This window comes from Mycobacterium sp. IDUB_9 (genome assembly GCF_055419505.1).
The window spans coordinates 499,692-526,176 of the sequence record NZ_JBVAXU010000003.1 but is presented as its reverse complement, the minus strand read 5'-3'; the positions used below and the strand labels follow the sequence as shown (position 1 = coordinate 526,176).

The 26,485-nt window shown below is 66.2% G+C and carries 31 protein-coding genes and 1 pseudogene; 17 read left to right on the top strand and 15 right to left on the bottom strand.

What is annotated here, in order from left to right:
• The first annotated feature begins 64 nt into the window (after window positions 1-64).
• Window positions 65-1,267 (top strand): winged helix-turn-helix domain-containing protein, encoded by a 1,203-nt coding sequence (locus ACZY08_RS16935; protein ID WP_463745517.1) that lies wholly within the window; start codon window positions 65-67, stop codon window positions 1,265-1,267.
• Window positions 1,268-1,295: 28 nt separating this feature from the next.
• On the opposite strand, the gene ACZY08_RS16930 is transcribed toward ACZY08_RS16935, so the two are convergent.
• The 9 genes and pseudogenes from ACZY08_RS16930 to ACZY08_RS16890 all read right to left on the bottom strand — a co-directional run.
• Complete coding sequence (locus tag ACZY08_RS16930; protein WP_463745518.1) at window positions 1,296-2,369, bottom strand: zinc-binding dehydrogenase; 1,074 nt, start codon at window positions 2,367-2,369, stop codon at window positions 1,296-1,298.
• Entirely contained in the window at window positions 2,366-3,628 is a 1,263-nt protein-coding gene (locus ACZY08_RS16925) for a sulfotransferase family protein (RefSeq protein WP_463745519.1), read from the bottom strand. The genes ACZY08_RS16930 and ACZY08_RS16925 overlap by 4 nt, the downstream gene beginning before the upstream one ends.
• Entirely contained in the window at window positions 3,625-4,701 is a 1,077-nt protein-coding gene (locus ACZY08_RS16920; protein ID WP_463745520.1) for a DUF1214 domain-containing protein, read from the bottom strand. The genes ACZY08_RS16925 and ACZY08_RS16920 overlap by 4 nt, the downstream gene beginning before the upstream one ends.
• Window positions 4,698-5,309, bottom strand: a complete 612-nt coding sequence (locus tag ACZY08_RS16915) for a TetR/AcrR family transcriptional regulator (RefSeq protein WP_463745521.1) — start codon at window positions 5,307-5,309, stop codon at window positions 4,698-4,700. The genes ACZY08_RS16920 and ACZY08_RS16915 overlap by 4 nt, the downstream gene beginning before the upstream one ends.
• A 140-nt stretch (window positions 5,310-5,449) precedes the next feature.
• Window positions 5,450-6,235, bottom strand: coding sequence for a bestrophin-like domain (locus ACZY08_RS16910; RefSeq protein WP_463745522.1), 786 nt, complete (start codon window positions 6,233-6,235; stop codon window positions 5,450-5,452).
• Between the two features lie 71 nt (window positions 6,236-6,306).
• Window positions 6,307-6,603 carry a hypothetical protein gene (locus tag ACZY08_RS16905; RefSeq protein WP_463745523.1) on the bottom strand — a complete coding sequence of 99 codons (297 nt, stop codon included), beginning with the start codon at window positions 6,601-6,603 and terminating at the stop codon, window positions 6,307-6,309.
• Window positions 6,604-6,808: 205 nt separating this feature from the next.
• Window positions 6,809-7,297 carry a hypothetical protein gene (locus ACZY08_RS16900; RefSeq protein ID WP_463745524.1) on the bottom strand — a complete coding sequence of 163 codons (489 nt, stop codon included), beginning with the start codon at window positions 7,295-7,297 and terminating at the stop codon, window positions 6,809-6,811.
• A 151-nt stretch (window positions 7,298-7,448) separates the two neighbouring features.
• Window positions 7,449-7,658, bottom strand: a complete 210-nt coding sequence (locus tag ACZY08_RS16895; RefSeq protein ID WP_463745968.1) for a DUF4926 domain-containing protein — start codon at window positions 7,656-7,658, stop codon at window positions 7,449-7,451.
• Between the two features lie 27 nt (window positions 7,659-7,685).
• Window positions 7,686-8,540 (bottom strand): annotated as a pseudogene (locus ACZY08_RS16890) (hypothetical protein); the annotation flags it as partial.
• Window positions 8,541-8,737: 197 nt separating this feature from the next.
• Here ACZY08_RS16890 and thyX point away from each other — a divergent pair.
• The 4 genes from thyX to ACZY08_RS16870 are packed head-to-tail and all read left to right on the top strand — an operon-like array spanning window position 8,738 to window position 12,849.
• On the top strand, window positions 8,738-9,490 hold the full coding sequence (gene thyX / locus ACZY08_RS16885) for an FAD-dependent thymidylate synthase (protein WP_463745525.1): 753 nt from the start codon (window positions 8,738-8,740) through the stop codon (window positions 9,488-9,490).
• 58 nt (window positions 9,491-9,548) lie between these two features.
• On the top strand, window positions 9,549-10,451 hold the full coding sequence (gene dapA / locus ACZY08_RS16880) for a 4-hydroxy-tetrahydrodipicolinate synthase (RefSeq protein ID WP_463745526.1): 903 nt from the start codon (window positions 9,549-9,551) through the stop codon (window positions 10,449-10,451).
• On the top strand, window positions 10,451-12,127 hold the full coding sequence (locus ACZY08_RS16875) for a ribonuclease J (RefSeq protein ID WP_463745527.1): 1,677 nt from the start codon (window positions 10,451-10,453) through the stop codon (window positions 12,125-12,127). Before dapA ends, ACZY08_RS16875 begins: the two co-directional genes overlap by 1 nt.
• Window positions 12,128-12,174: 47 nt before the next feature.
• Window positions 12,175-12,849 (top strand): hypothetical protein, encoded by a 675-nt coding sequence (locus ACZY08_RS16870; RefSeq protein WP_463745528.1) that lies wholly within the window; start codon window positions 12,175-12,177, stop codon window positions 12,847-12,849.
• On the opposite strand, the gene ACZY08_RS16865 is transcribed toward ACZY08_RS16870, so the two are convergent.
• Entirely contained in the window at window positions 12,835-13,272 is a 438-nt protein-coding gene (locus ACZY08_RS16865; RefSeq protein WP_463745529.1) for a hypothetical protein, read from the bottom strand. The two genes, ACZY08_RS16870 and ACZY08_RS16865, sit on opposite strands and share 15 nt — an antisense overlap.
• A 175-nt stretch (window positions 13,273-13,447) precedes the next feature.
• Between ACZY08_RS16865 and ACZY08_RS16860 the strand changes: the two genes are divergently transcribed.
• Complete coding sequence (locus ACZY08_RS16860; RefSeq protein ID WP_463745530.1) at window positions 13,448-13,852, top strand: group III truncated hemoglobin; 405 nt, start codon at window positions 13,448-13,450, stop codon at window positions 13,850-13,852.
• Here ACZY08_RS16860 and ACZY08_RS16855 read toward each other — a convergent pair.
• From ACZY08_RS16855 to ACZY08_RS16845, 3 genes are read right to left on the bottom strand one after another with little or no spacing between them, the layout of a single operon-like run.
• Window positions 13,849-14,718 (bottom strand): SAM-dependent methyltransferase, encoded by an 870-nt coding sequence (locus ACZY08_RS16855; RefSeq protein ID WP_463745531.1) that lies wholly within the window; start codon window positions 14,716-14,718, stop codon window positions 13,849-13,851. The genes ACZY08_RS16860 and ACZY08_RS16855 overlap by 4 nt on opposite strands.
• Complete coding sequence (locus tag ACZY08_RS16850) at window positions 14,715-15,542, bottom strand: mycofactocin-coupled SDR family oxidoreductase (RefSeq protein WP_463745532.1); 828 nt, start codon at window positions 15,540-15,542, stop codon at window positions 14,715-14,717. Before ACZY08_RS16850 ends, ACZY08_RS16855 begins: the two co-directional genes overlap by 4 nt.
• Entirely contained in the window at window positions 15,542-15,856 is a 315-nt protein-coding gene (locus ACZY08_RS16845; RefSeq protein ID WP_463745533.1) for a putative quinol monooxygenase, read from the bottom strand. Before ACZY08_RS16845 ends, ACZY08_RS16850 begins: the two co-directional genes overlap by 1 nt.
• Window positions 15,857-16,015: 159 nt before the next feature.
• Between ACZY08_RS16845 and ACZY08_RS16840 the strand changes: the two genes are divergently transcribed.
• Entirely contained in the window at window positions 16,016-18,592 is a 2,577-nt protein-coding gene (locus ACZY08_RS16840) for a DNA translocase FtsK (protein WP_463745534.1), read from the top strand.
• Between the two features lie 56 nt (window positions 18,593-18,648).
• Here the strand turns inward: ACZY08_RS16840 and ACZY08_RS16835 are convergent, their stop codons facing one another.
• Complete coding sequence (locus ACZY08_RS16835; protein WP_463745535.1) at window positions 18,649-19,170, bottom strand: amino-acid N-acetyltransferase; 522 nt, start codon at window positions 19,168-19,170, stop codon at window positions 18,649-18,651.
• A gap of 42 nt (window positions 19,171-19,212) precedes the next feature.
• Here ACZY08_RS16835 and pgsA point away from each other — a divergent pair, with 42 nt between their 5' ends.
• From pgsA to pspM, 5 genes are all read left to right on the top strand, one after another.
• The gene (gene pgsA, locus ACZY08_RS16830) at window positions 19,213-19,818 is read left to right on the top strand and encodes a CDP-diacylglycerol--glycerol-3-phosphate 3-phosphatidyltransferase (protein ID WP_463745536.1); all 606 of its coding nucleotides are present in this window, start codon (window positions 19,213-19,215) and stop codon (window positions 19,816-19,818) included.
• The gene (locus ACZY08_RS16825) at window positions 19,796-20,284 is read left to right on the top strand and encodes a CinA family protein (protein WP_463745537.1); all 489 of its coding nucleotides are present in this window, start codon (window positions 19,796-19,798) and stop codon (window positions 20,282-20,284) included. Before pgsA ends, ACZY08_RS16825 begins: the two co-directional genes overlap by 23 nt.
• A 95-nt stretch (window positions 20,285-20,379) precedes the next feature.
• Entirely contained in the window at window positions 20,380-20,721 is a 342-nt protein-coding gene (gene clgR / locus ACZY08_RS16820) for a transcriptional regulator ClgR (protein ID WP_463745538.1), read from the top strand.
• Between the two features lie 207 nt (window positions 20,722-20,928).
• The gene (gene pspA, locus ACZY08_RS16815) at window positions 20,929-21,744 is read left to right on the top strand and encodes a phage shock protein PspA (RefSeq protein ID WP_463745539.1); all 816 of its coding nucleotides are present in this window, start codon (window positions 20,929-20,931) and stop codon (window positions 21,742-21,744) included.
• A 20-nt stretch (window positions 21,745-21,764) separates the two neighbouring features.
• Window positions 21,765-22,583, top strand: a complete 819-nt coding sequence (gene pspM, locus ACZY08_RS16810; protein ID WP_463745540.1) for a phage shock envelope stress response protein PspM — start codon at window positions 21,765-21,767, stop codon at window positions 22,581-22,583.
• Window positions 22,584-22,587: 4 nt separating this feature from the next.
• Here the strand turns inward: pspM and ACZY08_RS16805 are convergent, their stop codons facing one another.
• On the bottom strand, window positions 22,588-23,022 hold the full coding sequence (locus ACZY08_RS16805) for a limonene-1,2-epoxide hydrolase family protein (protein WP_463745541.1): 435 nt from the start codon (window positions 23,020-23,022) through the stop codon (window positions 22,588-22,590).
• Window positions 23,023-23,062: 40 nt separating this feature from the next.
• On the opposite strand from ACZY08_RS16805, the gene ACZY08_RS16800 reads away from it, so the two are divergent.
• From ACZY08_RS16800 to recX, 5 genes are all read left to right on the top strand, one after another.
• Complete coding sequence (locus ACZY08_RS16800) at window positions 23,063-24,235, top strand: glycosyltransferase (RefSeq protein ID WP_463745542.1); 1,173 nt, start codon at window positions 23,063-23,065, stop codon at window positions 24,233-24,235.
• 10 nt (window positions 24,236-24,245) lie between these two features.
• Window positions 24,246-24,440 carry a DUF3046 domain-containing protein gene (locus ACZY08_RS16795; RefSeq protein ID WP_463745543.1) on the top strand — a complete coding sequence of 65 codons (195 nt, stop codon included), beginning with the start codon at window positions 24,246-24,248 and terminating at the stop codon, window positions 24,438-24,440.
• A gap of 56 nt (window positions 24,441-24,496) precedes the next feature.
• The gene (locus ACZY08_RS16790; protein ID WP_463745544.1) at window positions 24,497-24,700 is read left to right on the top strand and encodes a hypothetical protein; all 204 of its coding nucleotides are present in this window, start codon (window positions 24,497-24,499) and stop codon (window positions 24,698-24,700) included.
• 157 nt (window positions 24,701-24,857) lie between these two features.
• Window positions 24,858-25,913, top strand: a complete 1,056-nt coding sequence (gene recA, locus ACZY08_RS16785) for a recombinase RecA (protein ID WP_463745545.1) — start codon at window positions 24,858-24,860, stop codon at window positions 25,911-25,913.
• Window positions 25,882-26,445: a recombination regulator RecX gene (gene recX / locus ACZY08_RS16780; RefSeq protein ID WP_463745546.1), complete on the top strand. Its 564-nt coding sequence runs from the start codon at window positions 25,882-25,884 to the stop codon at window positions 26,443-26,445. The genes recA and recX overlap by 32 nt, the downstream gene beginning before the upstream one ends.
• The last annotated feature ends 40 nt before the right edge of the window (window positions 26,446-26,485 follow it).

Genomic DNA, 26,485 nt, shown 5'->3' with positions numbered 1-26,485 from the left:
CTTGTCGGTCACCTCGCTCCAATCCGCTCCGCTACTTGTCGGTGGCATAGGGAACGATGGCCAAGTGGCCACCCTCACGATCGCGCAGGCCCGCCGCGTCGCCGTCTCCGCACAGGGGTTTCACGCACCCAAGCCCCGCGGCCCGGTGACGCGCGCGCATCTGCGCAAGTTGATCTCCCGGATTCAGGTGCTGCAGCTGGATTCGGTGTCGGTGGCGGTGCGGGCGCACTACGCGCCGGTGTTCAGTCGGCTGGGTCCGTATGACCGGGATGCGCTGGACCGGGCCGCGTGGTCGCACAGTGCGCGTTCGCCGCGGCTTCTGGTGGAGTACTGGGCGCACGAGGCCGCGCTGATGGCGGTCGAGGATTGGCCGCTGCTGCGATGGCGGATGCGCGAGTACACCCACGGCCGGTGGGGCACCGAGATCGTCCGGAAGAACCCCAAGCTGGCGGAGGACATCGTGGCCGCCGTCGCCGAGCTCGGGCCGTCGACCGCCGGCCAGATCGAGGCACATCTGGAGTCCGAGCCGCGCGGCCGCAAAGGACCGTGGTGGGACCGCAGCGAGACCAAGTGGGTGGCCGAGGCACTGTGGTCCTCTGGTGTCCTGACGACGGCGACGCGCGTCGGCTTCGCCCGGCACTACGACCTCACCGAGCGCGTACTGCCACCGGAGGTCGTTGCCCGACAGGTCGACGACGAGGAGGCGGTTCGGGAGCTGGCCCTACGCGCGGCCTCGGCGCTGGGCGTCGGCACCGAAGCCGACATCCGCGACTACTTCCGGATGGGAGCCAGACAGGTCAAGCCGGCGCTCGCCAAGCTGGTGGCGGACGGCGAACTTGAGCCCGTCGACGTCGAGGGCACCCCCGCCTACCTGCGCGCGGGCCAGACGGTGCCGAGCCGGGACCGTGGCACCGCCCTGCTGTGCCCGTTCGACCCGTTGGTCTTCTTCCGGCCCCGGGTGGAGCGGTGGTTCGACTTTCACTACCGCATCGAGATCTACGTGCCCGCGCCCAAACGCCAATTCGGTTACTACGTATGGCCGTTTCTGCTCGACGGGGAGCTGGTGGCGCGGGTGGATCTCAAACGCTCCGATGCCGCGCTGCAGGTGTTGGGCGCTTTCACCGAAGACGGCCGCGACCGTTCTCGGGTGGCAGGCGCCTTGGCGGGGGAGTTGCGCTCGATGGCCTCGTGGCTCGGGGCCGATGACGTGACGGTCGCCGGGCGGGGCGATCTCGCCACATCATTGGTCCGGAGCCTGCGGGGATAACCTGTGCGCCCCGACATTGGGTAGCCGTCTAGTCGTGCGCCCCGGTGCTCACCACCAATCGTCCGGTGGTTTCGCGGGCGGCCATCCGCGCCAATGCATGCGGCAGTTGATCCCACGCCACGTTGTCGCCCACCACGGTCTGTAGCCGGCCGGTGCGCATCAGCTCGAGAATCTGCACGTGGGCGTCGAGGCCTTCGGAGCGGGCCGGCCAGTTGAACCCTAGTGTGCGGCGTACGGCCAGGGGATCGGTCACATAGACCAGACACACCCCGCACACGTCGAAGTTGCCGTAGGCGATGGGTCGCGGTGAGATGTAGTCACCGTCCTCCAGGGCGATGTCTTCGGCGAACCCGGCCATCAGGTGACGTCCGTTGAATCCCATGCAACGGAACGTATCCGTCGTCACGCTGCCGCCCACCGCGTCGAACGCAACGTCCACGCCCCGGCCGTAGGTGAGGTCCATGACCTGCTCGACCCAGTCGCTCTCGCGGTAGTTGATGGCATGGTCGGCGCCGAGTTTGCGACAGAGCTCGAGCTTCTCTTCACTGCCGGCGGTGGCGATCACCTTGGCGCCCAGCGCCTTTCCGAGAACCAGGGCGCCCGATCCGGTTCCGCCCGCAGCCGCGTGCACCAGCAGCGTTTCGCCGGGCTTCAGGCGACCGCGTTCGCGTAATGCGAACCAGCCCAGATGGAACGGATAGTGCAGGGCGGCGCCCTCGACGTCGCTGACCCACTCCGGCAGATCGAGCACCGTTGCGGCGTCGACGATGGCGTAGGACGCATACCCGCCGAACGCCATCACCGGGATCCCGACCACGCGGCGGCCGATCAAGTGTTCGGCGCCCAGGCCCGCGCTTTCGACCACACCGACCGCTTCCATACCCGGCACGAACGGCGGCTGCAGGGGCAGCGTGGTGTAACGCCCCTTGATGATGTCGATGTCGTTGAAGTTCAGGCAGAACGCGCGGACCGCCACCCGGACTTCGTTGGGGCCGGGCGCCCGCACCTCCACGGTCTGGCGCTCCAGCACCTCGGTGGGCTCACCGAGCGCGGTGGCAACCCACGCCTCCGCCGAGATTGGCTGTGGTGCAGTTTGATTCACTTGTCCTCCGTGGCGGTGAGAAAGCGTTCCCGGTAGGCGCGGAATCGCTCGGCCAAGGCGCCCGGATCGAGCTGAAGGGGGGCTGGGTCGTAGATGACGCCCCCGTAGCGTCCACGGGGATGTTCGGTGAGGAAGTCCGTCATCGCCGCGCGAACATCGTCGCCGAACGGCTGGTCGGCGAGTCGGTAGATGCCGGCCAGCGTGGCCCGCTCGTCGGCCATGAAATCGTCGAACCGGACGTCGATGGATTGCCCGGCCGGCAACGCGTCGCGATCGCGGATACAACCGGCGAGCAGATCGTCGACACGGTTCAGCCAGTGCCCGGTCACTTTTGCCACATCGGGACGGTCCACCGTCATCCGCGCCGCATAGCAGATCATCGTCATCATCGATAGCGTCACTTCGACTGGATCACGATGGGTGACAACGAAAGTCGCATCCGGGAATGTGGCGGCCAGGGTCGGGAACTGTTCCAGGTGCTGGGGTGATTTGAGTACCCAGCGGTTTCCGCCGCGCAGCCATTGCATCGCCTGCAGGCTGCGCTTGACGTACGCGTAGGACGCCGCCTGATCGTGCGCCTTGTAGTGAGCGGCGAAACTCGGTACGTAATAGGAAGTTTCGAACAGCATGCCGGAGATGTCGTTGGCCAGCAGCTGGATCTCCTCGTGAGCATGCTCGACGGTCATGTCGTGCATCCGCCGGAACTCCGGCATCGAGGAGTGCACCAGTTCCAGGCCGGTGGCGCAGCGCTCCTGACGCGGTGCCGGTGAGTCTTCGCCGGGGCCGGCCACGGGTTCTAGGCTTTCCCAGTAGGGCAGGTAACGCAGTGCGGGATCCGCGGCGAGCAGGTTGTGCAGGTGCGTGGTCCCGGTGCGGGGGAGGCCGCAGATGATGATCGGCCGTTCGATCTCGATGGCCTCGATCTCGGGATGGTCGGTGATCAACGCCTCCAGGCGCAACCGATTGATCAGATGGCCCACCACCTGTTCGAACGCCATCGCCACGCCGGTGCCGGAAAGGTTCGCCTCATCGCGAAATGCGGTACAGAGCACATCGAGACGCTCCCGGAACGCGGGGTCGCCGAAATCGTCCAGCCCGGACCGCTCGGTCGCGGCCGTCAGCAGTGCTTCCGGGTTCAACTCCAGATTCGCACCATAGGCAGTCAGCCCCTCGCGGAACGCCTGGGCGGCCGGCGGATACACGGGGTTGGCGAGGTCATCGAACCGGATCGGCGCCGGACGTTGCAGGTTGGTGGTCACAGGGCCGCGACCTCGGCCACGTCGACGACCCGGCACTGTGGGTGTGCCGGGGTTTCGGCCGGCAGGAACCAGCGCAGCCAGATGAGGCCCTTGGACCGGCCGGCCGTCGACACCCAGTTCGGGTGGCCCGGGTCCTTGTCGCTGATGACGATGCGCCAGGATCCGTCGGGTTCGTAGGTGACATGGGCGCCGTTGATGGTGACCCGCTCATGGGTGTAGTCGAAGGTGTGCAAGAACGGATTCCACAGGCAGAGGTTCCAGAACTCGCACTCCGGTGAGGTGCCTTCGATGATCAGGGCCTGATCCGGCGCCAGGTCGTAGGCGCCCATGGCGTACGCCGCGTCCCCGGCGGACCACCCGTAGGCGTTCTGGGGGACCGGGAACGGCGGGTGCAGCTGGTTGGCGGGCTCCACCTTGGTGGGCAGGAAGGAAACCTGTTCGTGCAGCCAGTTCTTGGCGTAGCGGAAGCGGCGGGCCAGGTCCGCGGCACTGTCTGAACGCCGGGCGGGCGGATTGAGGGTCTCGATCCGCCACACTGGCCGGCGCCCGGTGGCCGTATCGTTCAGATAGTCACGGGTCAAGGCGAATTCGGCATCGGCTTCCAATTTGAGCCAGGCGCCCGGGTGGGTGTCCGGGCTCATGATGAACTCGAAGTTGCCTTCCTCGTCGAATTCCAGGTCGTGATCGTTGATGGTGCCGACGATGCGGTCGCTGTAGCGGCCCTCTCCCGGCCCGCCGTAGACGGTCATCGACAGGTACACCGCGTCACCGCGGTTGCCTGTGACGCGGAAGGTGCGGTCAGGGTTCAGCGGGGCGAGCTGATAGAAGGCGTCCGCGTTGTCCCCGCCCCATTTGAGATACGGGCTGGTGACATCGATCAGCATCGGCTTGTCGCGGTCGCCCCGCACGTAGGCGTCGACGCTGACCTGCAGCACGCTGAACGCCAGGCGATATCCGTCGAGCAGATCGGGTTCGCTCAGTGCAGGTTCGGCGGTGAGCAACTTCTGCTCGATGCTGCGCACCTCGTCGAGAAGCGCATTGAACGCCTCGGACAGCTCGGCCTTGTCGGTCATGGTTGGTCCTTCCTGGGTGGGTTGGTACGTCCTGCTCCTTCGATCAGCAAGGAGCACAATCGATCTGCGGTGTTTTCGACATCGATTTCGGGTTCCATATGGGCGGTGAAGAACGCGGTACCGATCACCGCCTGGTAAACCATGTCGACGTCGACATCGGGACGGACCCGGCCCAGCTCCACGCCGGTGGCGACGAGGGAGCGGAAAGCGCCCTTGGTCTGCTCGTCGAGCAGTTGCTGGGTCTTGATGTGTAGTTCCGGGTCGCGGCGACGTTCGGTCAGGATGCCGAGTGCGGCGGCCTCGACCACCGGATCACGCCAGAAGGTGAGTACCGCGGAAGTGAAGCCCCGCAGGTCGGACTCGAAATCTCCTGAGAGCGAAAGGAGTTCACCGCCAGGCGGCTGGCCGAATGCAGCGTCGAAGGCCAGGTGGGCCTTCGACGGCCAGCGCCGGTAGATGGTGGGCCGGCTGACGCCGGCCTCGCGGGCGACGGCCTCGATGGACAGCTGGTCATAGCCGTCACGTGCCAGCAGGGCACGGGTGGCGCGCATGATGTCGCGCTGGGTTTGTGGATCACGTGGCCGTCCGGGGCCTGTGAGCGAAGACACATGATTACGTTACGATACGTCACGTAAATAGGTCAAGGGCTTCGTTGGCGCTCGTTTTTCTCGCCGTTTCGCCACCTGGGTCGTGGTCGTCGTCGGTCAACAGGTCTCGGGTCGGAAACGGTGAGGCGTGTGCGGACCGGTCACGTTCCGCGATCGATCAGGTCGAACACCATCACTGCATGTGCAAAACGATGTGGGGTCACGCCGATCTCGCCATAAGGATGGTCGAGCGTGAAGACCAGGTAGAGCAGCAACGCCAGTAGAACGGTCACCGAACTCACCAGGACCATGTGGGCGCGGTTGTTCTCGAGCCGCATGAAGCTGGCCAGGCTGATCAAGACCAGGCTGCCGAAGACCAGGGCGCCCCACAACAAAGGAGGTATTCGCGGACTCGAGTTGAGGATCCGGGCGCTGCGGTCCGAGGTCAGGACGGCCAATTGACTGAGGAACTGGCTGTTGATCGCGCTCGCGGCGGGGTCCGGTTTGGCGGTGCCGACGATGCGGTACATCTCGGTGAGCGCGTGTCGGCCATTGTTGCTGATGGTGCCGAACTCCTCCTTGCCCCACTCGGGCCCCTGTACCGCGGCTGCATAGCTGCGGAGTTGTTCGCGCACCTGAGCCTGTTCCGGCTGCGGCATGGCCACGGTCTGGCGATACATGGTTACCAACGTCGAGGCTTCGTTGGACACATTGGTCTCAGCCGAAAGGTATTGCTGCCAACCGACGACCACGGTGAACCCGAGAAGCGCGCCATAGACGAGTCCGACAACCGTGAGGAACGGCGACAGTATCCCGTTGTGTTCTGGTCGCGTGTCACGGGCAATGACCCGGCTAGCCAGCAGCACACTGCCGACAGCCAGCGCCACCGCCCCGATGACAACGACAGCAAGCATGATCCACGCGCCGACCATCCCAAAGTCGCCCATAGCTGACCAGGATGGCAGCAAACTTCTCGTCGCGGAGGCTGATCGTTCGGTTTCGGGGCGGCGGCTACGGATCAGATCATCTGCAGGGCCGCGAGGCAGACATCAGTCGAGGCGAACGCTCTCGCGGGCTTGACGCGTTTGTGGGTGACCCCGCCGCGTCGCCTCTCGGAGAAGATGATGCGACCGTCGGGGCTGAACCCGATTTCCAGCTCCGTCACCACGCCGGTTGCGCTGAGCAGCGGGTGTTCCCACACCATCGTGCGGTACTCGGCGTTGGGTCCGCTGTCAAAGATCAGATCCCAGTCCTTCTCGTTGGCGCGTTCGGTGACCAGATCCAGCATCTCGTAGTGCACGGTGGTTCCTCTCATGATCGTTCTCGATCGTCGTTTGGTGGAGATGTATTGCGAGACAGGGCTATCGACATGGTGTCGAGCTTGGTTCAATCGGCGTCCGGCGTCTGTCCGCTGATCGGACCACCGCCAGGGCCAACTCCCGATCAGCCGATCGGGGGACAAAGTTGGACGGATCGGTCGCTGCCCCTCGATCAGCGACCGATCCATCGGTCTGGGTGGCTCAGCGCCCGGGCAGAATCTGAGTGACGGTGGCTTGCAGGTCAGCACCTTCGGGGCCGGTGATGCCGGTCTCCCGGTCGAAGGTCGCGGTTCCGTCCGCGTCGATGGTGAAGTTGCCCACCTGATCCTGATCGCCCCCGGTCACCTTGAAGACCACGGTCGTCTTGTCCGGCAATGGCTTTGCACTGATGTATTGCGGGTTGATGGTGTACCGGTAGTTGCATCCCGCCGAGCCGTAGCACTTCTGCTGGGTGACGACGACGCCGATGACGAAATCGGCTGCGGTGGGTGACGGTGCGGCGGGTGACGGCGTCGAGGACGACGACAACCCCGCGCCCCACTTCGGTGTGTCAGTCGGGTTCGTCGAGACCCGGTCTGGCGACACGCAGCCCGCCAACGCGAGTGTTGTGCCAAGTATGCACAGGGCCAGAGTGATTCGGTGCTTGTTGCCGGCAGCTGCAATGGCCTTGCCGGTGATTTTGCGTAGCATCGATCGACCTTCCTTTTCAGGTGGGCGGGCCGGGTGGCGGGGCAGGGTCCAAGCTGTGAACCTGCCACCCTGTGTCCGGGGAACAGGACAGTAAAGAGGAGGGGACCGACAAGTTCGGTCAGGCGAGGGTGCGGGGTGACAACTCCGGGCGTCAGATGACTTCGAGGAATTCCTCGAGCACGGTGACGACCGCTTCGGTATTGCCCTGCGGATCCATGAACTCCACCTCATAGGCGGGTGGGAGGTCGGACTGCCCATATTTGGTGTGGTCCATCACGACGGTCCCGACGGCCCCGGCCGGCAGGTTGTGTTCGGGCATCGGCCGTCTCAGTCGGACCTGTCCGTATTCCTCCGGCTTCATCGGTTCGCCCCGGCGGGAACCCTGCGCCTGCTCGTACTCGGCGGCGCTGGAAACCGCGAGCGCGACGGCTCCGCCCACGGCTGCGATGAAGGCGATGACCACCAGAGCGCCGTATCCCGGCCGGGAAACATCACCCAGCAGAACCACGCCGACGATGCCGGGCACCACGGTTTCGCCCACCACCAATGCCGCAGCCACGCCGTTCACCGACCCCACCTGCAGGGCAACGGTGAAGAGGTAGAAACCACCGAGACCGGCGACCACCACGGCCCATGTCGCCGGGTCGGCGACCAGCACCCGGAGGTTCAGGGGATCGAGACCGTCGACGAGTCGTATCGCCACCGCCATCGCCCCGTAGAGGACACCGGCGATGAGGCCCGCAGGCACGGCAGCACGCCGTCCGAGAAACCCGACCAGTGCGGCGCCCAGGCCCAGGATGATCGCGGACACCACCAGCACACCCCAGTGCATCATTGCGCCCGGATCGCGGTCGCCCAGACGCCCGGCAGTCGCGCCCAGGATGCACAGCGCCACAAGAACAATGGCGATCGCGGTCCAGTCGCGCCGGTGCAGTCGAACGTGGAGAACGAAGATGCTCAACACCGCGGTCACCACGAGATTGGCGCTGATGATCGTCTGCGACAGGAACAGCGGAATCAACCGAGCCGAGACCAGGCTGCCCACGAAGCCGAGAAGGTCGAGCGCTATTCCCGCGATGAAGACCGGTGCCAGCATCGCGCCGATGGTCGACCGCAGGGTGGGGCCGCTGTCCGTGGTGCCGGCCACCGTCGCGCCCGAACGTCCCGCGGCATACGACTGCAACACAGAGGCCGTTCCATAACCGACACACGCCAGCAGCGCGGCGGCCACGCCGATCAGCACTGTGAACCGTCGTGGTGTGCCGATGGCGAGGGGACGGCGCAGAACATCAGGAAAGTCTAGGAGCGATACCGATCGCGTTGGGTCGAACGGTTGCCGATTTCTGCAGCGGGGTCGTGGCGCCGGCCGACCAACAGCCCTGGCGTAGATGTCGGCGCGCTGCCATGCCGCTGCAAACGGCTCGACAGTAGGGTGGGCGAGTGGCCGAGATCGCGCCGCTGCGCGTGCAGCTGATCGCCCAGACGGAATTCCAGGCACCGCCGGACGTGCCGTGGAGCACCGATGCCGCGGGCGGGCCCGCGCTCACCGAGTTCGCGGGCCGGGCCTGTTACCAGAGTTGGTCGAAGCCCAATCCCCGGACGGCGACCAACGCGAGCTACATCCGCCACATCATCGACGTCGGCCATTTCTCGGTCCTCGAACACGCGTCGGTGTCCTTCTACATCAGGGGCATCTCCCGGTCTGCCACCCACGAACTCATCCGGCACCGGCACTTCTCCTACTCGCAGCTTTCCCAGCGCTACGTCCCGGAGAACGACGCCGAGGTGGTGGTTCCGCCCGGGTTCGAGGACGACCCGGAATTGGTGGAGCTCTTCACCGCTGCCGTCGATGCCAGCCGCGCGACCTACATCGACCTGCTGGCACGGCTGGAAGCCAAGTTCGCAGACCAGCCCAACGCTGTCCTGCGTCGCAAGCAGGCCCGGCAAGCCGCCCGCGCGGTGCTGCCCAACGCCACCGAGACCCGCATCGTGGTCACCGGCAACTACCGCGCCTGGCGCCACTTCATCGCGATGCGGGCCAGCGAACATGCCGATGTGGAGATCCGCAGGCTGGCGATCGCGTGCCTGCGTGAGCTCGTCGAAGCGGCCCCAGCGGTGTTCTCCGATTTCGAGATTTCGACGCTCGCGGACGGCAGTGAGGTGGCAACGTCGCCTTTGGCCACGGAGGCTTGACGGAGTGGCCGGTCAACACCGCGACGGAGGTCCGATCGACCCGGGGTAATCTTGGCGCGTGAGCACGAGCGGAATCGATGTAACAGCCCAGTTGGGCACGGTGTTGACCGCAATGGCAACTCCGTTCAAGCCCGACGGTTCGCTCGATCTCGAAACTGCCGCTCGCCTGGCCAATCGCCTGGTCGACGCCGGCTGCGATGGTCTTGTGCTCTCGGGTACCACGGGCGAATCGCCCACCACCACCGACGACGAGAAGCTGGCGCTTCTGCGCGCCGTGCTGGAGGCCGTGGGGGACCGGGCCCGCATCGTCGCCGGAGCAGGCAGCTATGACACCGCGCACAGCGTGCACCTGGCCAAGGCCTCCGCAGCCGAGGGGGCACACGGTCTGCTCGTGGTGACGCCGTACTACTCACGTCCTCCGCAGGCCGGTCTCGTCGCGCACTTCAATGCGGTCGCCGACGCCACCGATCTGCCGAACCTGCTCTACGACATTCCACCGAGATCCTCGATCCCGATCGCCTGGGAGACCATCCGCATTTTGGCCGCGCACCCGAACATCGTGGGCGTCAAGGACGCCAAGGGCGATTTGCACGGCGGTGGCCAGATCCTCGCCGAGACCGGGTTGGCGTACTACTCCGGTGACGACACTTTGAACCTGCCCTGGCTGGCCATGGGTGCGGTCGGTTTCGTCAGCGTCTGGGGGCATCTGGCCGCAGGTCAGTTGCGAGACATGTTGACCGCGTTCAACTCCGGTGACATCGCGACGGCCCGCAAGATCAACCTCTCACTGGCCCCACTGGCCCGTGCCCAGGCCCACCTGGGCGGGGTCACCATGTCCAAGGAGGGCCTGCGGTTGCAGGGATTCGACGCCGGCGTGCCACGGCTGCCGCAGATCCCAGCCACGCCCGCTGAAATCGAGGCGCTGGCTATCGATATGCGTGCGGCGGCGGTGTTGCGATAGTGAGCACCGAACTCGCGCCCCCCAAGCCACTGGTCCCCGGCGGTCTGCGAGTTACCGCGCTGGGTGGAATCAGTGAAATCGGCCGCAACATGACGGTGTTCGAGCACCTGGGCAAATTGCTGATCGTGGACTGCGGGGTGCTCTTCCCGGGACACGACGAACCCGGTGTCGACCTGATCCTGCCGGACCTGCGTCACGTGGAGAACCGGCTCGACGATGTCGAGGCACTCGTCGTCACCCACGCCCACGAGGACCACATCGGGGCGATCCCGTTCCTGCTCAAGCAGCGTCCGGACATTCCGGTGGTCGGCTCGAAGTTCACCATCGCGCTGATCCGGGAGAAGTGCCGCGAGCACCGCATCAAACCGGTGTTCGTCGAGGTCGCCGAGCGGCAGAGCAGCCAGCACGGCGTCTTCGAATGCGAGTACTTTGCGGTCAACCACTCCATCCCGGGATGCTTGGCCGTCGCGATCCACACCGGCGCCGGCACCGTCCTGCACACCGGAGACATCAAGCTCGACCAGCAACCGCTCGACGGCCGCCCTACGGACCTGCCCGGCATGTCCCGGCTCGGTGACGCCGGCGTCGACCTTTTCCTGTGTGACTCGACCAATTCCGAACACCCGGGCGTCAGCCCGTCCGAGAGTGAGGTCGGTCCGACACTGCACCGGCTGATCCGCGGTGCCGAGGGCCGCGTGATCGTGGCCTGCTTTGCTTCGAACGTCGATCGCGTGCAACAGATCGTCGACGCCGCGGTGGCGTTGGGTCGACGGGTCTCGTTCGTCGGGCGCTCGATGGTGCGCAACATGGGTATCGCCCGTGAGCTCGGCCTCCTACGGGTGACCGATGCCGACATCCTCGACATCGGCGCGGCGGAGATGATGCCGGCCGAGAAGGTCGTCCTGATCACCACCGGTACCCAGGGTGAGCCGATGGCCGCGCTGTCGCGGATGTCGCGCGGCGAGCATCGCAGCATCACGCTGACGGCGGGCGATCTGATCATCCTGTCCTCATCGCTGATTCCGGGTAATGAGGAAGCGGTCTACGGCGTCATCGACGCGCTGGCCAAGATCGGTGCTCGTGTCGTCACCAATGCCCAAGCGCGCGTTCATGTTTCCGGCCACGCCTACGCAGGTGAGCTGCTGTTCCTCTACAACGGGGTGCGGCCACGCAATGTAATGCCGGTGCACGGCACCTGGCGTCACATGCGCGCCAACGCGGCGCTGGCCGCCAGTACCGGGGTGCCGCCGGAGAACATCGTCCTGGCTGAGAACGGTGTGAGTGTGGACCTGGTGGCGGGTAAGGCGTCGATCTCCGGCGCGGTGACCGTCGGCAAGATGTTCGTCGACGGATTGGTGACGGGGGATGTCGGCGACGCCACGCTCGGTGAACGCCTCATCCTGTCTTCGGGTTTCGTGGCGGTGACAGTGGTCGTGCACCGTGAAACCGGAAAGCCCGCCGCGCCGGCCCATCTGTCTTCCCGTGGATTCTCCGAGGATCCGAAGGCGCTGGAGTCAGTCGCCCGCAATGTCGAGCGGGAGCTGGAAACCCTTGCCGCAGATAACATCACCGACCCGACCCGAATCGCCCAGGCTGTCCGGCGCACCGTGGGCAAGTGGGTGGGCGAGACCTACCGGCGCCAGCCGATGATCGTTCCGACCGTCATCGAGATCTAGCCGAATTGGTGCGCTGAGCCATCTGCCGGTGCGGTTAGATTGGGGAGGTGAGCCGCCCCGCACCTGAGGTGCCATTCGCACGACGTCGTCCGATGCCCCCGCACAGTTCGGCGGAAGAGATCAAGCGTGCTGTGGAGTACCCCTACTTTCTTCGATATCTGCTCGTCGTAGGTGGCGTCTTGTGCGCGCTCATGTTCCCTTGGGCGCTGTATGCGGTCGTCGTCCGAGAGCACGGACCCGACACAATCGTCACCATCGTCTTCGTGGTGGCGCTTGCCACTGTCCTGGTGGGGTCGAGGCTCATGCCGTCCGTCCTGATGCGGCGCTTCTACGACCGGGTGATGCAGGGTGGCGTGCTGTGTGACGTGTACCGGGCGGGTTTCCCCGATGCCAAAGCCGCGATCCTGATCGACACCCGGCTGTCCGACGCGCAGGCGGCGTATGTCCACGACGCGATCGCCACCTGGCTCGCGCGGTCAGCCGCGGACCCGGCGGGGCAGGCTCAGGCCGGCGGTCTGTTCGCAGACGGTCCGATTCGCAGTGCCGACGAACTCGCCGGCCCGGGCGCCCGGGGTGGGTTCCTGGTGGCCCGGGACAAGAACCCGGACAAGGGGTGGCGCCTGATACTTCCCGAGACGAATCCGCGCGACCCGCACCGGCCGTATACGAACGGTGTTGTGGTCCAGGTAAATACGCCCAGCCCGGAGTCAGCCGGCCAGTAGCAGGACCCCGCCGACCAGTAGTGCGATCGCCTTGATGAGCTCGAACCCGACGTAGTAGTAGTGCGCGTGCGAACGTGGCGCCGCCTCTTCGCCCGGGGCGAGGGCCAGCACGGCGTCGGACCGCTGAATCAGCTTGGGCCGCACCGCGATCAATTGCACCGCCAGTGCCGCGATGGCAACTGCGAAGGCCGCGATCACCGCTGCCGACGGGCGGTGCATGGCGAAGGTCACGATGATGACGACGGCGAATGCGGTCTCCACCGCGTTGAGCGCGCGGAAAACCCTGCGTCCGATGCCGAGTCCGATCTGTAGCGTCACACCCGGGGCACCGAACTTCAGCGGCGCCTCGAGGAACGAGATCGCCAGCACCATGCCCAGCCAGCAGAAGGCGATTGCAACCGCCACGGCCAAACCGGCGTTCATCACATACCTCCCAGTGGGCCGACTGCTCGGCCGGTTTCCTGTCGGCGGGCGCCTGCCAGCTTTCCAAAAGTCCCTGCATCGATCCGAGGTGGATCGGCGCGGTGATCACGGCTAGAGTTTATACAAGAATTAATTGTAAAAACTATGTGTCACCGCCTGGAAAGGGGTCCGTCCGATGGCTGAAGACCTGGCAGGACGCGACGACGTGGAGCTGTTGCTGTGGCGGTTCTACAGCAAGGCGCTGTCCGACCCCGTGCTTGCCGAGCCGTTCGCCGAGCTGCGCGCCAAAGGGCTGCGGTCCCACATCCCGGTCATGGGCGACTTCTGGGAGACCGTGCTGTTCCGTGCCGGGCTCTACCGGGGCAGCGCCCTGACTGTTCATCGTGAACTGCATGCTCGTCATCCGCTGGCGGCACAGCATTTCGTGCGCTGGCTGACCCTGTGGACCGATACCGTCGACGAGCTCTTCGAGGGCCCGCATGCCGAGCGGGCCAAGCTCCAGGCCGGCCGCATCGCCAGGGCCATGCACCGGAGACTGGCCGGTTCTGATGCCGCTGAACTCGACGCTCTGGCCTGCTAACGCTTTTCGGCGTAAGCGGTCCATTCCACCTGCGAGGCGGTCAGCTTCCGGCCAGATGGCGAAATGTAGTGCTCGGTGAGGTAATCGGGCCCGGCCTGCTCGATCAACTGCCAACCGTAGGGCTCGATGAACCCTGCCACCCGGTCTGGGTCCAACCCGAACTGCCACAGTTGGCTCCGAACGCGGAACCGGCGATACAGCGATTCGGCCCCGTAGCGGTTGGTGCCGTCGATGAAATCGCTGCGGACGTAGGTGAATGCCAATCGGCTGCCCGGCGCTGCCGAACGAAGGAACTGGAACGTCGCCTCGACGCCGTCGGCGCTCAGATACTGAGTCACGCCTTCCCAGACGAAGAAGGTGCGGTGTTCACCGCGGTGGCCGTGCCGCTCGAGTTCGGCCGCCAGATCGTCGCGTTCGAAATCCACCGGCACCAGGTGTACCGAGTCCGGCACGGCTCCCAGCGCGCTGTGCACCACCGAGCGTTTGCGCTCGATGTTGACGGGCAGGTCCACCTCGAACACTGGCATCGCACTGTGCCGTGCCAGCCGGTAAGCCTTGGTGTCCAGGCCTGCGCCGAGAATCACCACGGCGTCGATATCGGGCAGCGCCTGCGTGAGCTTGTCCCCGATGTATCGCTTGCGGCCGGTCAGATTCGCCCACAGTCCCGGGCCGGAGCGCTCGGTGGCCAGGATCAGAAGCCTGCGGGCAACTGACCAGCGTGTGGTCCGGGTGAACGCGCGCAGCCCGGCCGGCAGGAAGGACAACGCCATGTCGTCGTCGACGAGCCGTTGCTGCACCGGTTCGTATTGCTCGACGGCGGCCAGCACCATCGGGCCGAGTGCGGTTGCGGCGACGGGGTTGCTCATCGTTTGTTGACGATGCCGGCGTCCACCGGAAGTGTCACGCCGGTGATGTAGCGCGCCTGATCGGACACCAGCCAGGCCACCGCATTCGCAACGTCTTCCGATTGGATGACCTGCACCGGTAGGGCATTGCTGAAATCGGTCGGCGCGTTCAACTCCTCGGCGATGTGTTTCAGCCACCCACGGGTGAACTCGTTGTTGATCATCGGGGTGTCCACCCCGGTGGGGTGGATTGTGTTGACCCGAATACTGTGTGGAGCAAGGAAATTGGCGTAGGCCCGCATCAGTCCGACCACACCGTGCTTCGCTGCGGTGTAACCCAGCGAGCCGCGGTCGCCGCCACCCACACCGATCAGTCCGGCCGCCGAACTGATCAATACGATCGACCCGCCGTCACCCTGGGAGACCATGATCGGAATCGCCGCCTCGACGGTGTGGTGCACACCCGACAGGTTGACGTCGATGACGTCGCGCCAGCCGTCGGGGCCCGACTGCATCGGCGCGATCCCGGCATTGGCGACGACGATGTCGAGCCGGCCGAGCTGGTCCACACCTGTCTGTAGCGCCGCCCCTAGGGCTTGCTCGTCACGGACATCGGCCTGCAGCGCGATGATCCGGCCACCCGCGTCCTCGACGAGCTTGACCGTGGCAGCCAGATCATCGGGTGTGGCCAGGGGATAGGGCACCGACTCGATCTGTTCGCACAGATCGATCGCGATGATGTCGGCCCCGTCGGTGGCCAGCCGCAGAGCCTCGGCCCGACCCTGGCCGCGCGCGGCGCCCGTGATGAATGCGACCTTCCCGGCCAGGGGAGCCTCGCTGCTCATTAGGCGCGCAACTGGCCCTTGGCCGGGTCACCGGCGACGACGGGCTGCAACATTTTGATATCGGGAGCGCCGTCGAGCAGCTCGCCGATCGAGCCGAACAGCGTGCCGATGGCCGGCGCGGTGCTGTGGGTCTTGAGGGCATCGGCGTCGGCCCACTGCTCGACGAAGACGAACGTGCCGTCGGACTCGTGCAGTGAATACAGCTGGCAGCCTGGCTCGTCGTGCACGGTCGCGACGGCGTTGGTGCAGGCCTCGCGCACGGCGTCGACGGACTCGGGCTTGGCCTTCATGGTGGCGACGACGACAACAGGCATAGGTGCAGAACTCCTCGATGAGTGCCGAAACTGGACGAGTGTCCACCTTAAGCGATGGGCCGGTGGATTCGGTTCGTATGGCTAAGTGTCATTCGATACCGTCTTGTGACCCGTGTGGCAGATGGTGATTGTGGGGCATATGCGACTAGGCTTGCGGGCATGGCTAACAAGACCGCCGGCCGATCCGGACCGCGTTCGAGCAGGTCGAACGCCAGCTCGCGGGGCGGTTCGCGGCGTCAGGCGCCGGCCCGTAAGGGCCGCCCGGCAGCGCCACGGCGCAAGCCCGCACGCCGGCCACAGGCCTCACCTGTTTCCGCCGCCGGACAGAAGCTCGGTCAGGGAGCCCGCGCGGGTTGGCTGATGCTCGCCAAGGGCGCCGGTTCGACCGCCCGTTCGGTGGGCCGCGCCCGTGATATCGAACCCGGACATTGTCGGGACGGCCTGGCATTGGCACTGCTCGGAATCGCGGTCGTCGTCGCCGCGAGTTCGTGGTTCCACGCGGCCGGTCCGGTGGGGCAGTGGATCGACACGGCGCTGCGCACCCTCATCGGAGGCCCGGTTGTCCTGGTTCCCGTCGTCCTGGGTGCCGTCGCCGTCGTCCTGATGCGCACCGAGCCGGATCCGGAGTCGCGACCCCGGCTGATCCTGGGATCGGCAATGATCGCGCTGCCGTTGCTCGGCCTGTGGCACCTGTGGTCGGGATCGCCGCAGGATCCCATCGCTCGTCAGCACGCCGCCGGATTCGTCGGCTTTGCCATCGGCGGGCCCCTCTCGGACGGCCTGACCGAGTGGATCGCCGCGCCCCTGCTGTTCATGGGCGCGCTGTTCGGTCTGTTGCTCGTCACCGGCACGACGATCCGCGAGGTGCCCTCGACCCTGCGGACCATGTTCAGCACGCGGGCGTTCCACGACGATGACTACGACGACGAATACGACGGCGATTACGTCGACGAATTCGATGACGAGGACGGCTACGACGACCTGTCCGACGGCTACTACGACGACGACACCGCACGCGGTGACACGCAGGCTCAGACCTGGCCGACAGCCGCCATCGAGGCACCCAAGGCTCCGACCGGCACGCCGTTGGACAACTACCCGTTGGTCGAGGACGCGCCCACCGTCCCCGAGCCCGCGGTCAAATCCCGGCGCAAGAAGGCTGAAGCCAAATCGGAGCCGAAGCCCAAACCCGACGACACCCTGGTGATGGACCGGGTGGTCGAGGGGCCCTACATGCTGCCCTCGCTGGATCTGCTGATCGCCGGTGATCCACCGAAACTGCGCACCGCCGCCAACGATCAGATGGCCGACTCCATCACCTCGGTATTGGACCAGTTCAAGGTCGACGCCGCCGTCACCGGCTGCACGCGCGGGCCCACCGTCACCCGTTACGAAGTCGAGCTCGGCCCGGGTGTCAAGGTCGAGAAGATCACTGCCCTGCAGCGCAACATCGCCTACGCGGTGGCTACCGAGAGCGTCCGCATGCTCGCGCCGATCCCCGGCAAGTCCGCCGTCGGCATCGAGGTGCCCAACACCGACCGCGAGATGGTCAGGCTGGCCGACGTGCTGACCGCAGCCTCGACAAGGCGCGATCACCACCCGTTGGTCATCGGGCTGGGCAAAGACATCGAGGGCGACTTCGTCTCGGCCAACCTGGCAAAGATGCCGCACCTGCTGGTGGCCGGTTCCACCGGTTCGGGTAAGTCCAGCTTCGTCAACTCGATGCTGGTCTCACTGCTGGCACGGGCCACCCCGGAAGAGGTCAGGATGATCCTGATCGACCCTAAGATGGTGGAACTCACGCCCTACGAAGGCATTCCGCACCTCATCACGCCGATCATCACCGAGCCCAAGAAGGCTGCGGCAGCGCTGGCCTGGCTGGTCGAGGAGATGGAACAGCGCTACCAGGACATGAAGGCGTCCCGGGTGCGTCACATCAACGACTTCAACGACAAGGTGCGTTCCGGGGAGATCAGCACCCCGCTCGGCAGTGAGCGGGTCTACAAGCCTTACCCGTACATCCTCGCGGTCGTCGACGAGCTCGCCGACCTGATGATGACCGCGCCGCGTGACGTCGAGGACGCCATCGTGCGGATCACCCAGAAGGCCCGCGCCGCCGGTATCCACCTGGTGCTGGCAACCCAGCGACCGTCGGTGGACGTCGTCACCGGTCTGATCAAGACCAATGTGCCCTCGCGGCTGGCCTTCGCCACCTCGTCGCTCACCGACTCCCGCGTCATCCTGGACCAGCCGGGCGCCGAGAAGCTGATCGGCATGGGCGACGGCCTGTTCCTGCCGATGGGCGCCAACAAGCCCAAGCGCATGCAGGGCGCTTTCATCACCGACGAGGAGATCCACGCCGTCGTCGAGGCCACCAAGACCCAGGCCGAGCCGGAGTTCGTCGAGGGCGTCACCGCCGTGAAGGCCGGGGAACGCAAGGACGTCGACCCCGACATCGGCGACGACATGGACGTCCTCCTGCAGGCCGTCGAACTGGTGGTGTCCTCGCAATTCGGTTCCACCTCGATGCTGCAGCGCAAGCTGCGGGTCGGGTTCGCCAAAGCGGGCCGGTTGATGGACCTGATGGAGACGCGCCAGATCGTCGGGCCGTCCGAGGGCTCGAAGGCGCGCGAGGTGCTCGTCAAGCCCGACGAGCTGGCCGGCACGCTGGCGTTGATCCGCGGCGGGGCCGACGCCAACGGTGCCGATGCCGACGACGATCCGGACGAGTTCTAGCCCGGGATTTGTGGAGTCCTACCCGTGACCAGTACGGGTAAGACTCCACAAATCGCCTAGAGCGTCAACAGCATTCGGGTGTTGCCCAAGGTATTGGGCTTGACGTAGGACAGGTCGAGGAACTCCGCCACGCCGGTGTCGTACGAGCGGCACATCTCCTCGTACACCTCGGCGGTCACCGGAGTCCCGTCGATCTCCTCGAATCCGTGTTTGCCGAAGAAGTCGACTTCGAAGGTCAGCACGAAGATGCGGCTCAGATGCAGATCGCGCGCGACGTCGAGCAGCCGCTCGACCAGAACGTGCCCGACGCCGGTGCCGCGGACTTTCGGATGTACCGCCACGGTGCGCACCTCGCCCAGATCGGCCCACAGCACATGGAGCGCACCGCATCCGACGAGTTCGCCGTCGAGTTCGGCGACCCAGAATTCCTGGACCGCCTCGTACAGCGTGACCAGGTTCTTCTCCAACAGGATCCTGCCGGCGTAGACGTCAACCAAGCTCTTGATGGCCGGGACATCGGACGTGCTGGCGCGGCGAACCACGGGGTGCGGGGCCGGCTCGGCACTGCCTGGGGTCACAGGCGCAAGAGTATCCGTTACGGCAACCGATATTCTGTTGCGGTGCCGGGCCAACCTTCAACCGATCCGGTGGTCCCGCGTGCGCGCGTGGCCAACCTCGCCAACGTGCTCACCGGTGTACGGATGGTGCTCGTTCCGGTCTTCCTCGTATTCCTGTTCGTCGGCGACGGTCATGAATCCGTCTGGCGGATCGCCGCTTTCACGGTGTTCACGGTGGCGGTGATCACCGACCATCTCGATGGCGCGTTGGCCCGCAGCTACGGCATGATCACCGAATTCGGCACCCTGGCCGACCCGATCGCCGACAAGGCGCTGATCGGGGCGGCGCTGATCGGCCTGTCGATGCTTCACGACCTGCCGTGGTGGATCACCGCGGTGGTGTTGACCCGTGAGATCGGAATCACTGTGCTGCGATTCGCGGTGCTCCGTCACGGGGTGATCCCGGCCAGTCGCGGTGGCAAGCTCAAGACCCTGGTGCAGGCCGTGGCGATCGGGCTGTTCGTGCTGCCGCTGCATTCGTGGCCCGACATCTGGCTCGACGTGGCCTGGGTGATCATGTGGGCCGCTGTGGTGCTGACCGTGCTCACCGGCGCCGATTACGTCATATCCGCGATCAGGGATTCCCGTGGACGATCCGCTGCTCAGTGACGACGCCAGGGTGCTGGTCGCCGACCTGACGGTGCGTTCACAGAGCGTGGCGACCGCCGAGTCGCTGACCGGCGGACTGCTCGCGGCGACGCTGGCCGGCGTCACCGGTGCCAGCGCGGTCCTGCAGGGCGGACTGATCACCTACAACGAGGACACCAAGATCTGGCTGGCAGGAGTGGCTCCGCAGGTGCTGGACGCGGTGGGCCCGGTCGCGGCGCCCACGGCGCGGGCACTGGCCGTCGGCGCCAGGCAGCGTTGCGCAGCTACGTGGGGCGTCGGCCTCACGGGCGTGGCCGGCCCGGAGCCACACGGCGGACACCCGGTGGGCAAGGTGTTCATCGGGCTGGCCGGGCCGGTCGATACCGAGGTAGTCGAGCTGTCCCTGTCCGGCTCGCGCTGGGACATCCGCCGCGCCGCCGTCGACGCGGCGATCGCCCGGCTGCGTTTCCTGGTCGAGAACCAGTAGCCACATTCAGCAGCCGGACCTTTCGGGAACCATGCGGTGTTCCGCGGCGTTGGTCAGTAAGCGGACTTGCGACCCGCCAGTCGAAGGAGGGCACGATGACGGCATTGCTGCGTGAGGTGATCGGCGACGTGCTGCGTCACGCCCGCACCGAACAGGGACGGACGTTGCGTGAAGTGTCCGACTCGGCCCGGGTCAGCCTCGGGTATCTCTCCGAAGTCGAGCGGGGCCGCAAGGAGGCCTCCAGCGAGCTGCTCAGCGCCATCTGCGACGCGCTGGATGTCCCGCTGTCGCAGGTGCTCACCGATGCGGGTGAGAACCTGGCCGAGCGCGAACACGCATCCGCAGCGGTTGAGGTGCCGGCGCACGCCCATCTCGCCCACATCGATGCCGCGACCAAGGTGGTCATTCCGCAGGTCGTGTCGATGGCCGTTGCGTGACATGAGTGCGGTTTCGACGCCGGCCTGATTGTGCTGTTCGTGCCGGAGGCGCGAATTTTCGCAAAACGCCCAGACGAACAGGCTGCGGGGCTGTGGCTGCATGTCCAGAACCGATAAGTTGGCATCAGAGGAATTGCGGCAACCTGAACGACATGGCCCGATTAGGGGCCTGGCAGACAAGCCCGACAGATAAGGCGGAACGAACCCATGGCCAATCCGTTCGTCAAGGCGTGGAAGTACCTGATGGCGCTGTTCAGCTCCAAGGTTGACGAATACGCCGACCCGAAGGTGCAGATCCAGCAGGCCATCGAGGACGCGCAACGTCAGCACCAGGCGCTCACCCAGCAGGCCGCGCAGGTCATCGGCAACCAGCGCCAGCTGGAGATGCGGCTCAGCCGCCAGCTCGCCGACATCGAGAAGCTGCAGGTCAACGTCCGGCAGGCGCTGAACCTGGCCGACCAGGCCACAGCTGCCGGTGACGCGGCCAAGGCCACCGAGTACACCAACGCCGCCGAAGCATTCGCCGCCCAGCTCGTCACCAGCGAGCAGAGCGTCGAGGACCTCAAGGGTCTGCACGACCAGGCCCTGCAGGCTGCCGGCCAGGCCAAGAAGGCCGTCGAGCAGAACGCGATGATGCTGCAGCAGAAGATCGCCGAGCGCACCAAGCTGTTGTCGCAGCTGGAGCAGGCCAAGATGCAGGAGCAGGTCAGTTCCTCGCTGCGGTCGATGAGTGAGGTCGCCGCGCCGGGTAACACCCCGAGCCTCGACGAAGTGCGCCAGAAGATCGAACGCCGCTACGCCAACGCCATGGGCGAGGCCGAGCTCGCGCAGAACTCGGTGCAGGGCCGCATGATGGAGGTGCAGCAGGCCAGCGTCCAGATGGCCGGCCATTCCCGCCTCGAGCAGATCCGGGCGTCGATGCGCGGTGATTCCCTGCCCAGCGGCGGTGCCTCCCCGGCCACACCGGCCTCCCCGGCGGCCAACCAAACCCCTGCCACCCCTGAAAACCCGCTCGGCCAGTAGAGATTCGAGTGTCCCAGATCATGGCTACCAAGACCGGTCGACCCGACGCCTGGAAGTCGTTGGTGCAACGGGGGATTGACACCGCGGCAGACCTGTCCGGGGCCCTCACCGAAAAGCTCAGCGCTGCCGCCGATCCGCGCGCAAAGCTGCTGCGCAAGCGGCGGTGGGCGTTGCGCTTCGGGGTGTTCTTCACCCTTTCGAGTGGGTTCTGGGTGCTGGTGACGGCGCTGCTGGCGTCGTGGAGCACACCGGTCTGGGGCCTGATCATCACCGGCACGATCGCGGCGGGCGCGGCGTTCCCGGCGACGCTGTTCTGGTTGCGCTACCGGTGGCTGCGTGCCGAGCCGCTCCCGGCGGAGCGGCCGGCCTCGGGACGCCGGCTGCCGCCCTGGGGCTCGGCGGCCCGTCAGCCCATGGCGGCGCTGATGGCTTCTGAGCGGGGGATGTTCTCGCTACTCGGCGTGCTGGAGCGCGGGCGGGTTCTGCCCGCCGGCGAACTGCGGGAGTTGACCTCGGTGGCCAACCAGACCGCGCGGACGATGGCGGCCACCGCCACCGAGGTGGTCTCGATGGAGCGCGCGATCAGCAATGCTCCGCAGTCGCGCCAGCATCTGGTGCCCACCATCAACGCGTTCGCCGCCCAGCTCGGCCAGGGCGTGCGGCAGTACAACGAGATGGTCACTGCCGCAGCGCAACTCGTGTCAACGGTGAACAGTGGTCAGGCCGCGGCGTCGCCACTGTCGCAACAGCGCTACCGCAACGAACTGACCAGCGCCACCGATCGTCTGGTGGGCTGGGCGCAGGCGTTCGACGAGCTCGGTCAGCTGCGCCGCGCCTGAATCGCTACATCGAGCTACGCAGCGACGGCACGACCGCGCCGGCCAAGCCACGCAGAGTTGCCTTGAACATGTCCAAGAAGTCGAAGTAGTCCCGCCAGAGGGTGATTCGGCCTTCGTGCACCTCGAAAACACCGCATACCCAGAACTGCAGGCGTACCGGCCCGAAAACCAGGGCATCGGTGCGTTCGGTCAGCACGGCGGCGCCGTCGGCGGCGATCCGGTGGATCTTCACCTCGAATCCGGTCTTGCCCTGCATCGACCGGAACAGCTTCATCGCACGTTGGCGTCCGTAGATGGTCGGAAGGCCCACGTTCTGGTAGACGAGGTTCTGCGCCAGCGCGTTCTCGGCGGTGTCGAAGTCCTGCTCCTGCAGCGCGTTGAGGAACGTCTCGACCGTCGCGGTCGGGGTCTGCGTTGCGGTGGTGGATTGGTCAGACATGCCCGAAGCCTAGTGGGCACGGCTGTGGCAAGGTAGGCCGGTGCGCGTAGCCGTCGTCGCCGGACCCGATCCCGGACATGCCTTCCCGGCCCTTGCGTTGTGCCTGAAGTTCCTGGCTGCGGGCGATATCCCGACGCTGCTGACCGGGGTGGAATGGCTCGACACCGCGCGGGCCGCCGGCATCGATGCGGTGGAGCTCGTCGGTCTCGATCCGACCGATGTCGACGACGATGCCGACGCCGGGTCCAAGATCCACCAGCGCGCCGGGCGGATGGCGCAGCTCAACGTCCCCGGGCTGGCGGAGCTGCACCCGGATCTCGTGGTCTCCGACGTGATCACCGCCTGTGGCGGGCTGGCTGCCGAGCTGCTCGGGTTGCCGTGGGTAGAGCTCAGCCCACACCCGCTGTACCTGCCGTCGAAGGGGCTCCCGCCGCTCGGCAGCGGGCTGGCCGCCGGTGTCGGCATCCGGGGACGACTGCGCGACGGTGTGATGCGGGCGCTGACCGCACGGTCCGTGCGGGCAGGGCTGGCTGAGCGGGCCGCGGTGCGGGCCGCGATCGGCCTGCCCGCGCAGGACCCCGGGCCCTTGCGCCGGTTGATCGCCACGCTGCCGGCATTGGAGGTGCCCCGTCCGGATTGGCCGGCCGAGGCCGTGGTGGTGGGCCCGCTGCATTTCGAGCCGACCGACGCGGTGCTGACCGTGCCGCCGGGTTCGGGGCCGGTCGTGATGGTGGCGCCCTCCACCGCGACCACCGGGACGCAGGGGATGGCCGAACTGGTTCTCGATTCGTTGCGCCCGGGCCAGACGCTGCCGGAAGGGGCCCGCGTGGTGGTGTCGCGGCTGGGCGGGGCCGATGTCGACGTGCCCCCGTGGGCGGCGGTGGGCCTCGGCCGCCAGGACGAGTTGTTGTCGCACGCCGACCTGGTGATCTGCGGTGGCGGGCACGGCCTGGTGTCCAAGGCGCTGCTCGCGGGTGTACCGATGGTGGTGGTGCCCGGCGGCGGTGATCAGTGGGAGATCGCCAATCGTGTTGTGCGCCAAGGTAGTGCGCAGCTGGTGCGGCCGCTGTCCGGAGAGGCGTTGACGGCCGCGGTCGGCACCGTGCTCGGGTCTTCCTCCTACCGGGTGGCTGCGCAGCGCGCCGGCGCCTCGCTGGCCGAGGTGGCAGATCCGGTACGGGTGTGCCAAGACGCTCTCACCGGAACTGGGTAGGTTTGAGCTCGTGCGGTTGACGGAATTCAATGAGCTCGTAGACGGCCAGTTCGGCGAGATGCGGGGTCGTTCGCTGCTCGTCGACCACGTGCTCACTGCTCTCGACGGCCGCACGGCCGTACAGGCCATCGAGGACGGGGTGGACCCGCGCAATGTGTGGCGGGCGCTGTGCGCCGACTTCGATGTCCCGCGCGAATTGTGGTGAATCCGCGGTGAGCCGACCGGCTTCCACTATGTGAATTTTCGGCGTATACCGGAGTCATGGGTCTCGGTGACCATCCGATGCGGACGCCCCTCTACGGTGTCCTGCTGGTGATCGCAGCAGTGCTGCTGTGCTGGTTGGTCGCGTCAACTCTGGCTGGATGGCAGGCCGCTCTCGGATATTTCGTGGCCATCGCCGTTGGCGCATTCGGGTTCGTCATGACGCTGCGGGATCTCGACAACTTTCCCAACTGGCGTCGCTGACCGGGGCCATCTCCGGCGTGTCCTCTTGAATCGAACAGATGTTCGTCTAGTGTGGGCGGTGTTCGGCTGGAAAACCGAGGTTGTCGGTGGCTTGCTTTAGCGTCACGGCCAACCGATCGGAACACCGGTCAGCACGACTACTCGGAGAGGCACCATCATGGCGCAACAGGCCCCTGATCGCGAAAAAGCGCTCGAACTGGCGATGGCCCAGATCGACAAGAACTTCGGTAAAGGCTCGGTGATGCGCCTCGGCGAGGAGGTGCGCCAGCCGATCTCGGTGATCCCCACCGGTTCGATTTCCCTGGACGTGGCACTCGGTATCGGCGGCCTGCCGCGTGGCCGCGTGGTCGAGATCTACGGCCCGGAATCCTCGGGTAAGACCACTGTGGCGCTGCACGCGGTGGCCAACGCCCAGGCCGCCGGCGGTATCGCGGCGTTCATCGACGCCGAGCACGCCCTGGATCCCGAGTACGCCAAGAAGCTCGGTGTGGACACCGATTCGCTGCTGGTGAGTCAGCCCGATACCGGTGAGCAGGCGCTGGAGATCGCCGACATGCTGGTGCGCTCGGGCGCCCTGGACATCCTCGTGATCGACTCGGTGGCGGCGCTGGTGCCCCGCGCCGAGATCGAAGGCGAGATGGGTGACAGCCACGTCGGTCTGCAGGCCCGCCTGATGAGCCAGGCCCTTCGCAAGATGACCGGTGCGCTGAACAACTCGGGTACCACCGCGATCTTCATCAACCAGCTTCGCGAGAAGATCGGTGTGATGTTCGGCTCACCCGAAACCACCACGGGTGGTAAGGCTTTGAAGTTCTACGCCTCGGTCCGTCTGGACGTTCGTCGTATCGAGACGCTCAAGGACGGTACCGACGCGGTCGGTAACCGGACCCGTGTCAAGGTTGTCAAGAACAAGGTCTCGCCGCCCTTCAAGCAGGCTGAGTTCGACATCCTGTACGGCCACGGCATCAGCCGCGAAGGTTCGCTCATCGACATGGGCGTCGAGCACGGCTTCATCCGCAAGTCCGGATCCTGGTTCACCTATGAGGGTGAGCAGTTGGGTCAGGGCAAGGAGAACGCCCGGAAGTTCATGTTGGAGAACGGCGATGTCGCCAACGAGATCGAGAAGAAGATCAAGGAAAAGCTCGGTATCGGTGCTGTCGTGACCGCCGAGGTGAAGGCTGATGACGTCCTTCCCGCCCCGGTTGACTTCTGAGCCGTCGGGTAAGCCCGAGGGGGAGCAGGCGGAGGATCCTCGTAAACGCGAGGAGCAGGCCAAGAATGTCTGCCTGCGCCTGCTCACCGTGCGGGCCCGCACCCGCGCCGAGTTGACCGAACAGCTCACCAAACGGGGCTATGACGAGCACCTCAGTGCCACCGTGCTCAGCAGGCTGACCGAGGTCGGGCTGATCAATGACGAGGACTTCGCCGAGCAGTGGGTGCGGTCCCGGCACGCCAACTCAGGAAAAGGCAAGCGCGCCTTGGCCGTCGAGCTTCGCAAGAAGGGCGTCGACAAGGAGGTCATCGACGCCGCGCTGGCTGACCTGGATCCGGCGGCCGAACGGCAACGGGCCGAACAGTTGGTTCGGGACAAGCTGCGTCGCGAGCGGCTCACTGACGATGACGGCGATGTGAAGGTGACGCGTCGGCTCGTCGGCATGTTGGCGCGACGCGGCTACAACCAGTCGATGGCCTTCGACGTCGTCAGCGTCGAGCTAGCCGGCGAGCGGGAGCGCCGCCGGGTGTAGGTCAGTCTTTACGTCCGGTGGCGGCGACGGTATCGCCCAG

Bases quoted from the DNA above. Each gene is read 5' to 3' on its own strand.
- clgR (WP_463745538.1), top strand. From the start codon at position 20,380: ATGACGGCATTGCTGCGTGAGGTGATCGGCGACGTGCTGCGTCACGCC.
- ACZY08_RS16895 (WP_463745968.1), bottom strand. From the start codon at position 7,658: ATGAAGCCGGAGGAATACGGACAGGTCCGACTGAGACGGCCGATGCCC.
- ACZY08_RS16860 (WP_463745530.1), top strand. From the start codon at position 13,448: ATGGCTGAAGACCTGGCAGGACGCGACGACGTGGAGCTGTTGCTGTGG.
- ACZY08_RS16855 (WP_463745531.1), bottom strand. From the start codon at position 14,718: ATGAGCAACCCCGTCGCCGCAACCGCACTCGGCCCGATGGTGCTGGCC.
- ACZY08_RS16920 (WP_463745520.1), bottom strand. From the start codon at position 4,701: ATGACCGACAAGGCCGAGCTGTCCGAGGCGTTCAATGCGCTTCTCGAC.
- ACZY08_RS16845 (WP_463745533.1), bottom strand. From the start codon at position 15,856: ATGCCTGTTGTCGTCGTCGCCACCATGAAGGCCAAGCCCGAGTCCGTC.
- ACZY08_RS16850 (WP_463745532.1), bottom strand. From the start codon at position 15,542: ATGAGCAGCGAGGCTCCCCTGGCCGGGAAGGTCGCATTCATCACGGGC.
- ACZY08_RS16805 (WP_463745541.1), bottom strand. From the start codon at position 23,022: ATGTCTGACCAATCCACCACCGCAACGCAGACCCCGACCGCGACGGTC.
- pspA (WP_463745539.1), top strand. From the start codon at position 20,929: ATGGCCAATCCGTTCGTCAAGGCGTGGAAGTACCTGATGGCGCTGTTC.
- ACZY08_RS16840 (WP_463745534.1), top strand. From the start codon at position 16,016: ATGGCTAACAAGACCGCCGGCCGATCCGGACCGCGTTCGAGCAGGTCG.
- ACZY08_RS16790 (WP_463745544.1), top strand. From the start codon at position 24,497: ATGGGTCTCGGTGACCATCCGATGCGGACGCCCCTCTACGGTGTCCTG.
- recA (WP_463745545.1), top strand. From the start codon at position 24,858: ATGGCGCAACAGGCCCCTGATCGCGAAAAAGCGCTCGAACTGGCGATG.
- ACZY08_RS16905 (WP_463745523.1), bottom strand. From the start codon at position 6,603: ATGAGAGGAACCACCGTGCACTACGAGATGCTGGATCTGGTCACCGAA.
- ACZY08_RS16865 (WP_463745529.1), bottom strand. From the start codon at position 13,272: ATGAACGCCGGTTTGGCCGTGGCGGTTGCAATCGCCTTCTGCTGGCTG.
- ACZY08_RS16910 (WP_463745522.1), bottom strand. From the start codon at position 6,235: ATGGGCGACTTTGGGATGGTCGGCGCGTGGATCATGCTTGCTGTCGTT.
- ACZY08_RS16900 (WP_463745524.1), bottom strand. From the start codon at position 7,297: ATGCTACGCAAAATCACCGGCAAGGCCATTGCAGCTGCCGGCAACAAG.
- pspM (WP_463745540.1), top strand. From the start codon at position 21,765: ATGGCTACCAAGACCGGTCGACCCGACGCCTGGAAGTCGTTGGTGCAA.
- recX (WP_463745546.1), top strand. From the start codon at position 25,882: ATGACGTCCTTCCCGCCCCGGTTGACTTCTGAGCCGTCGGGTAAGCCC.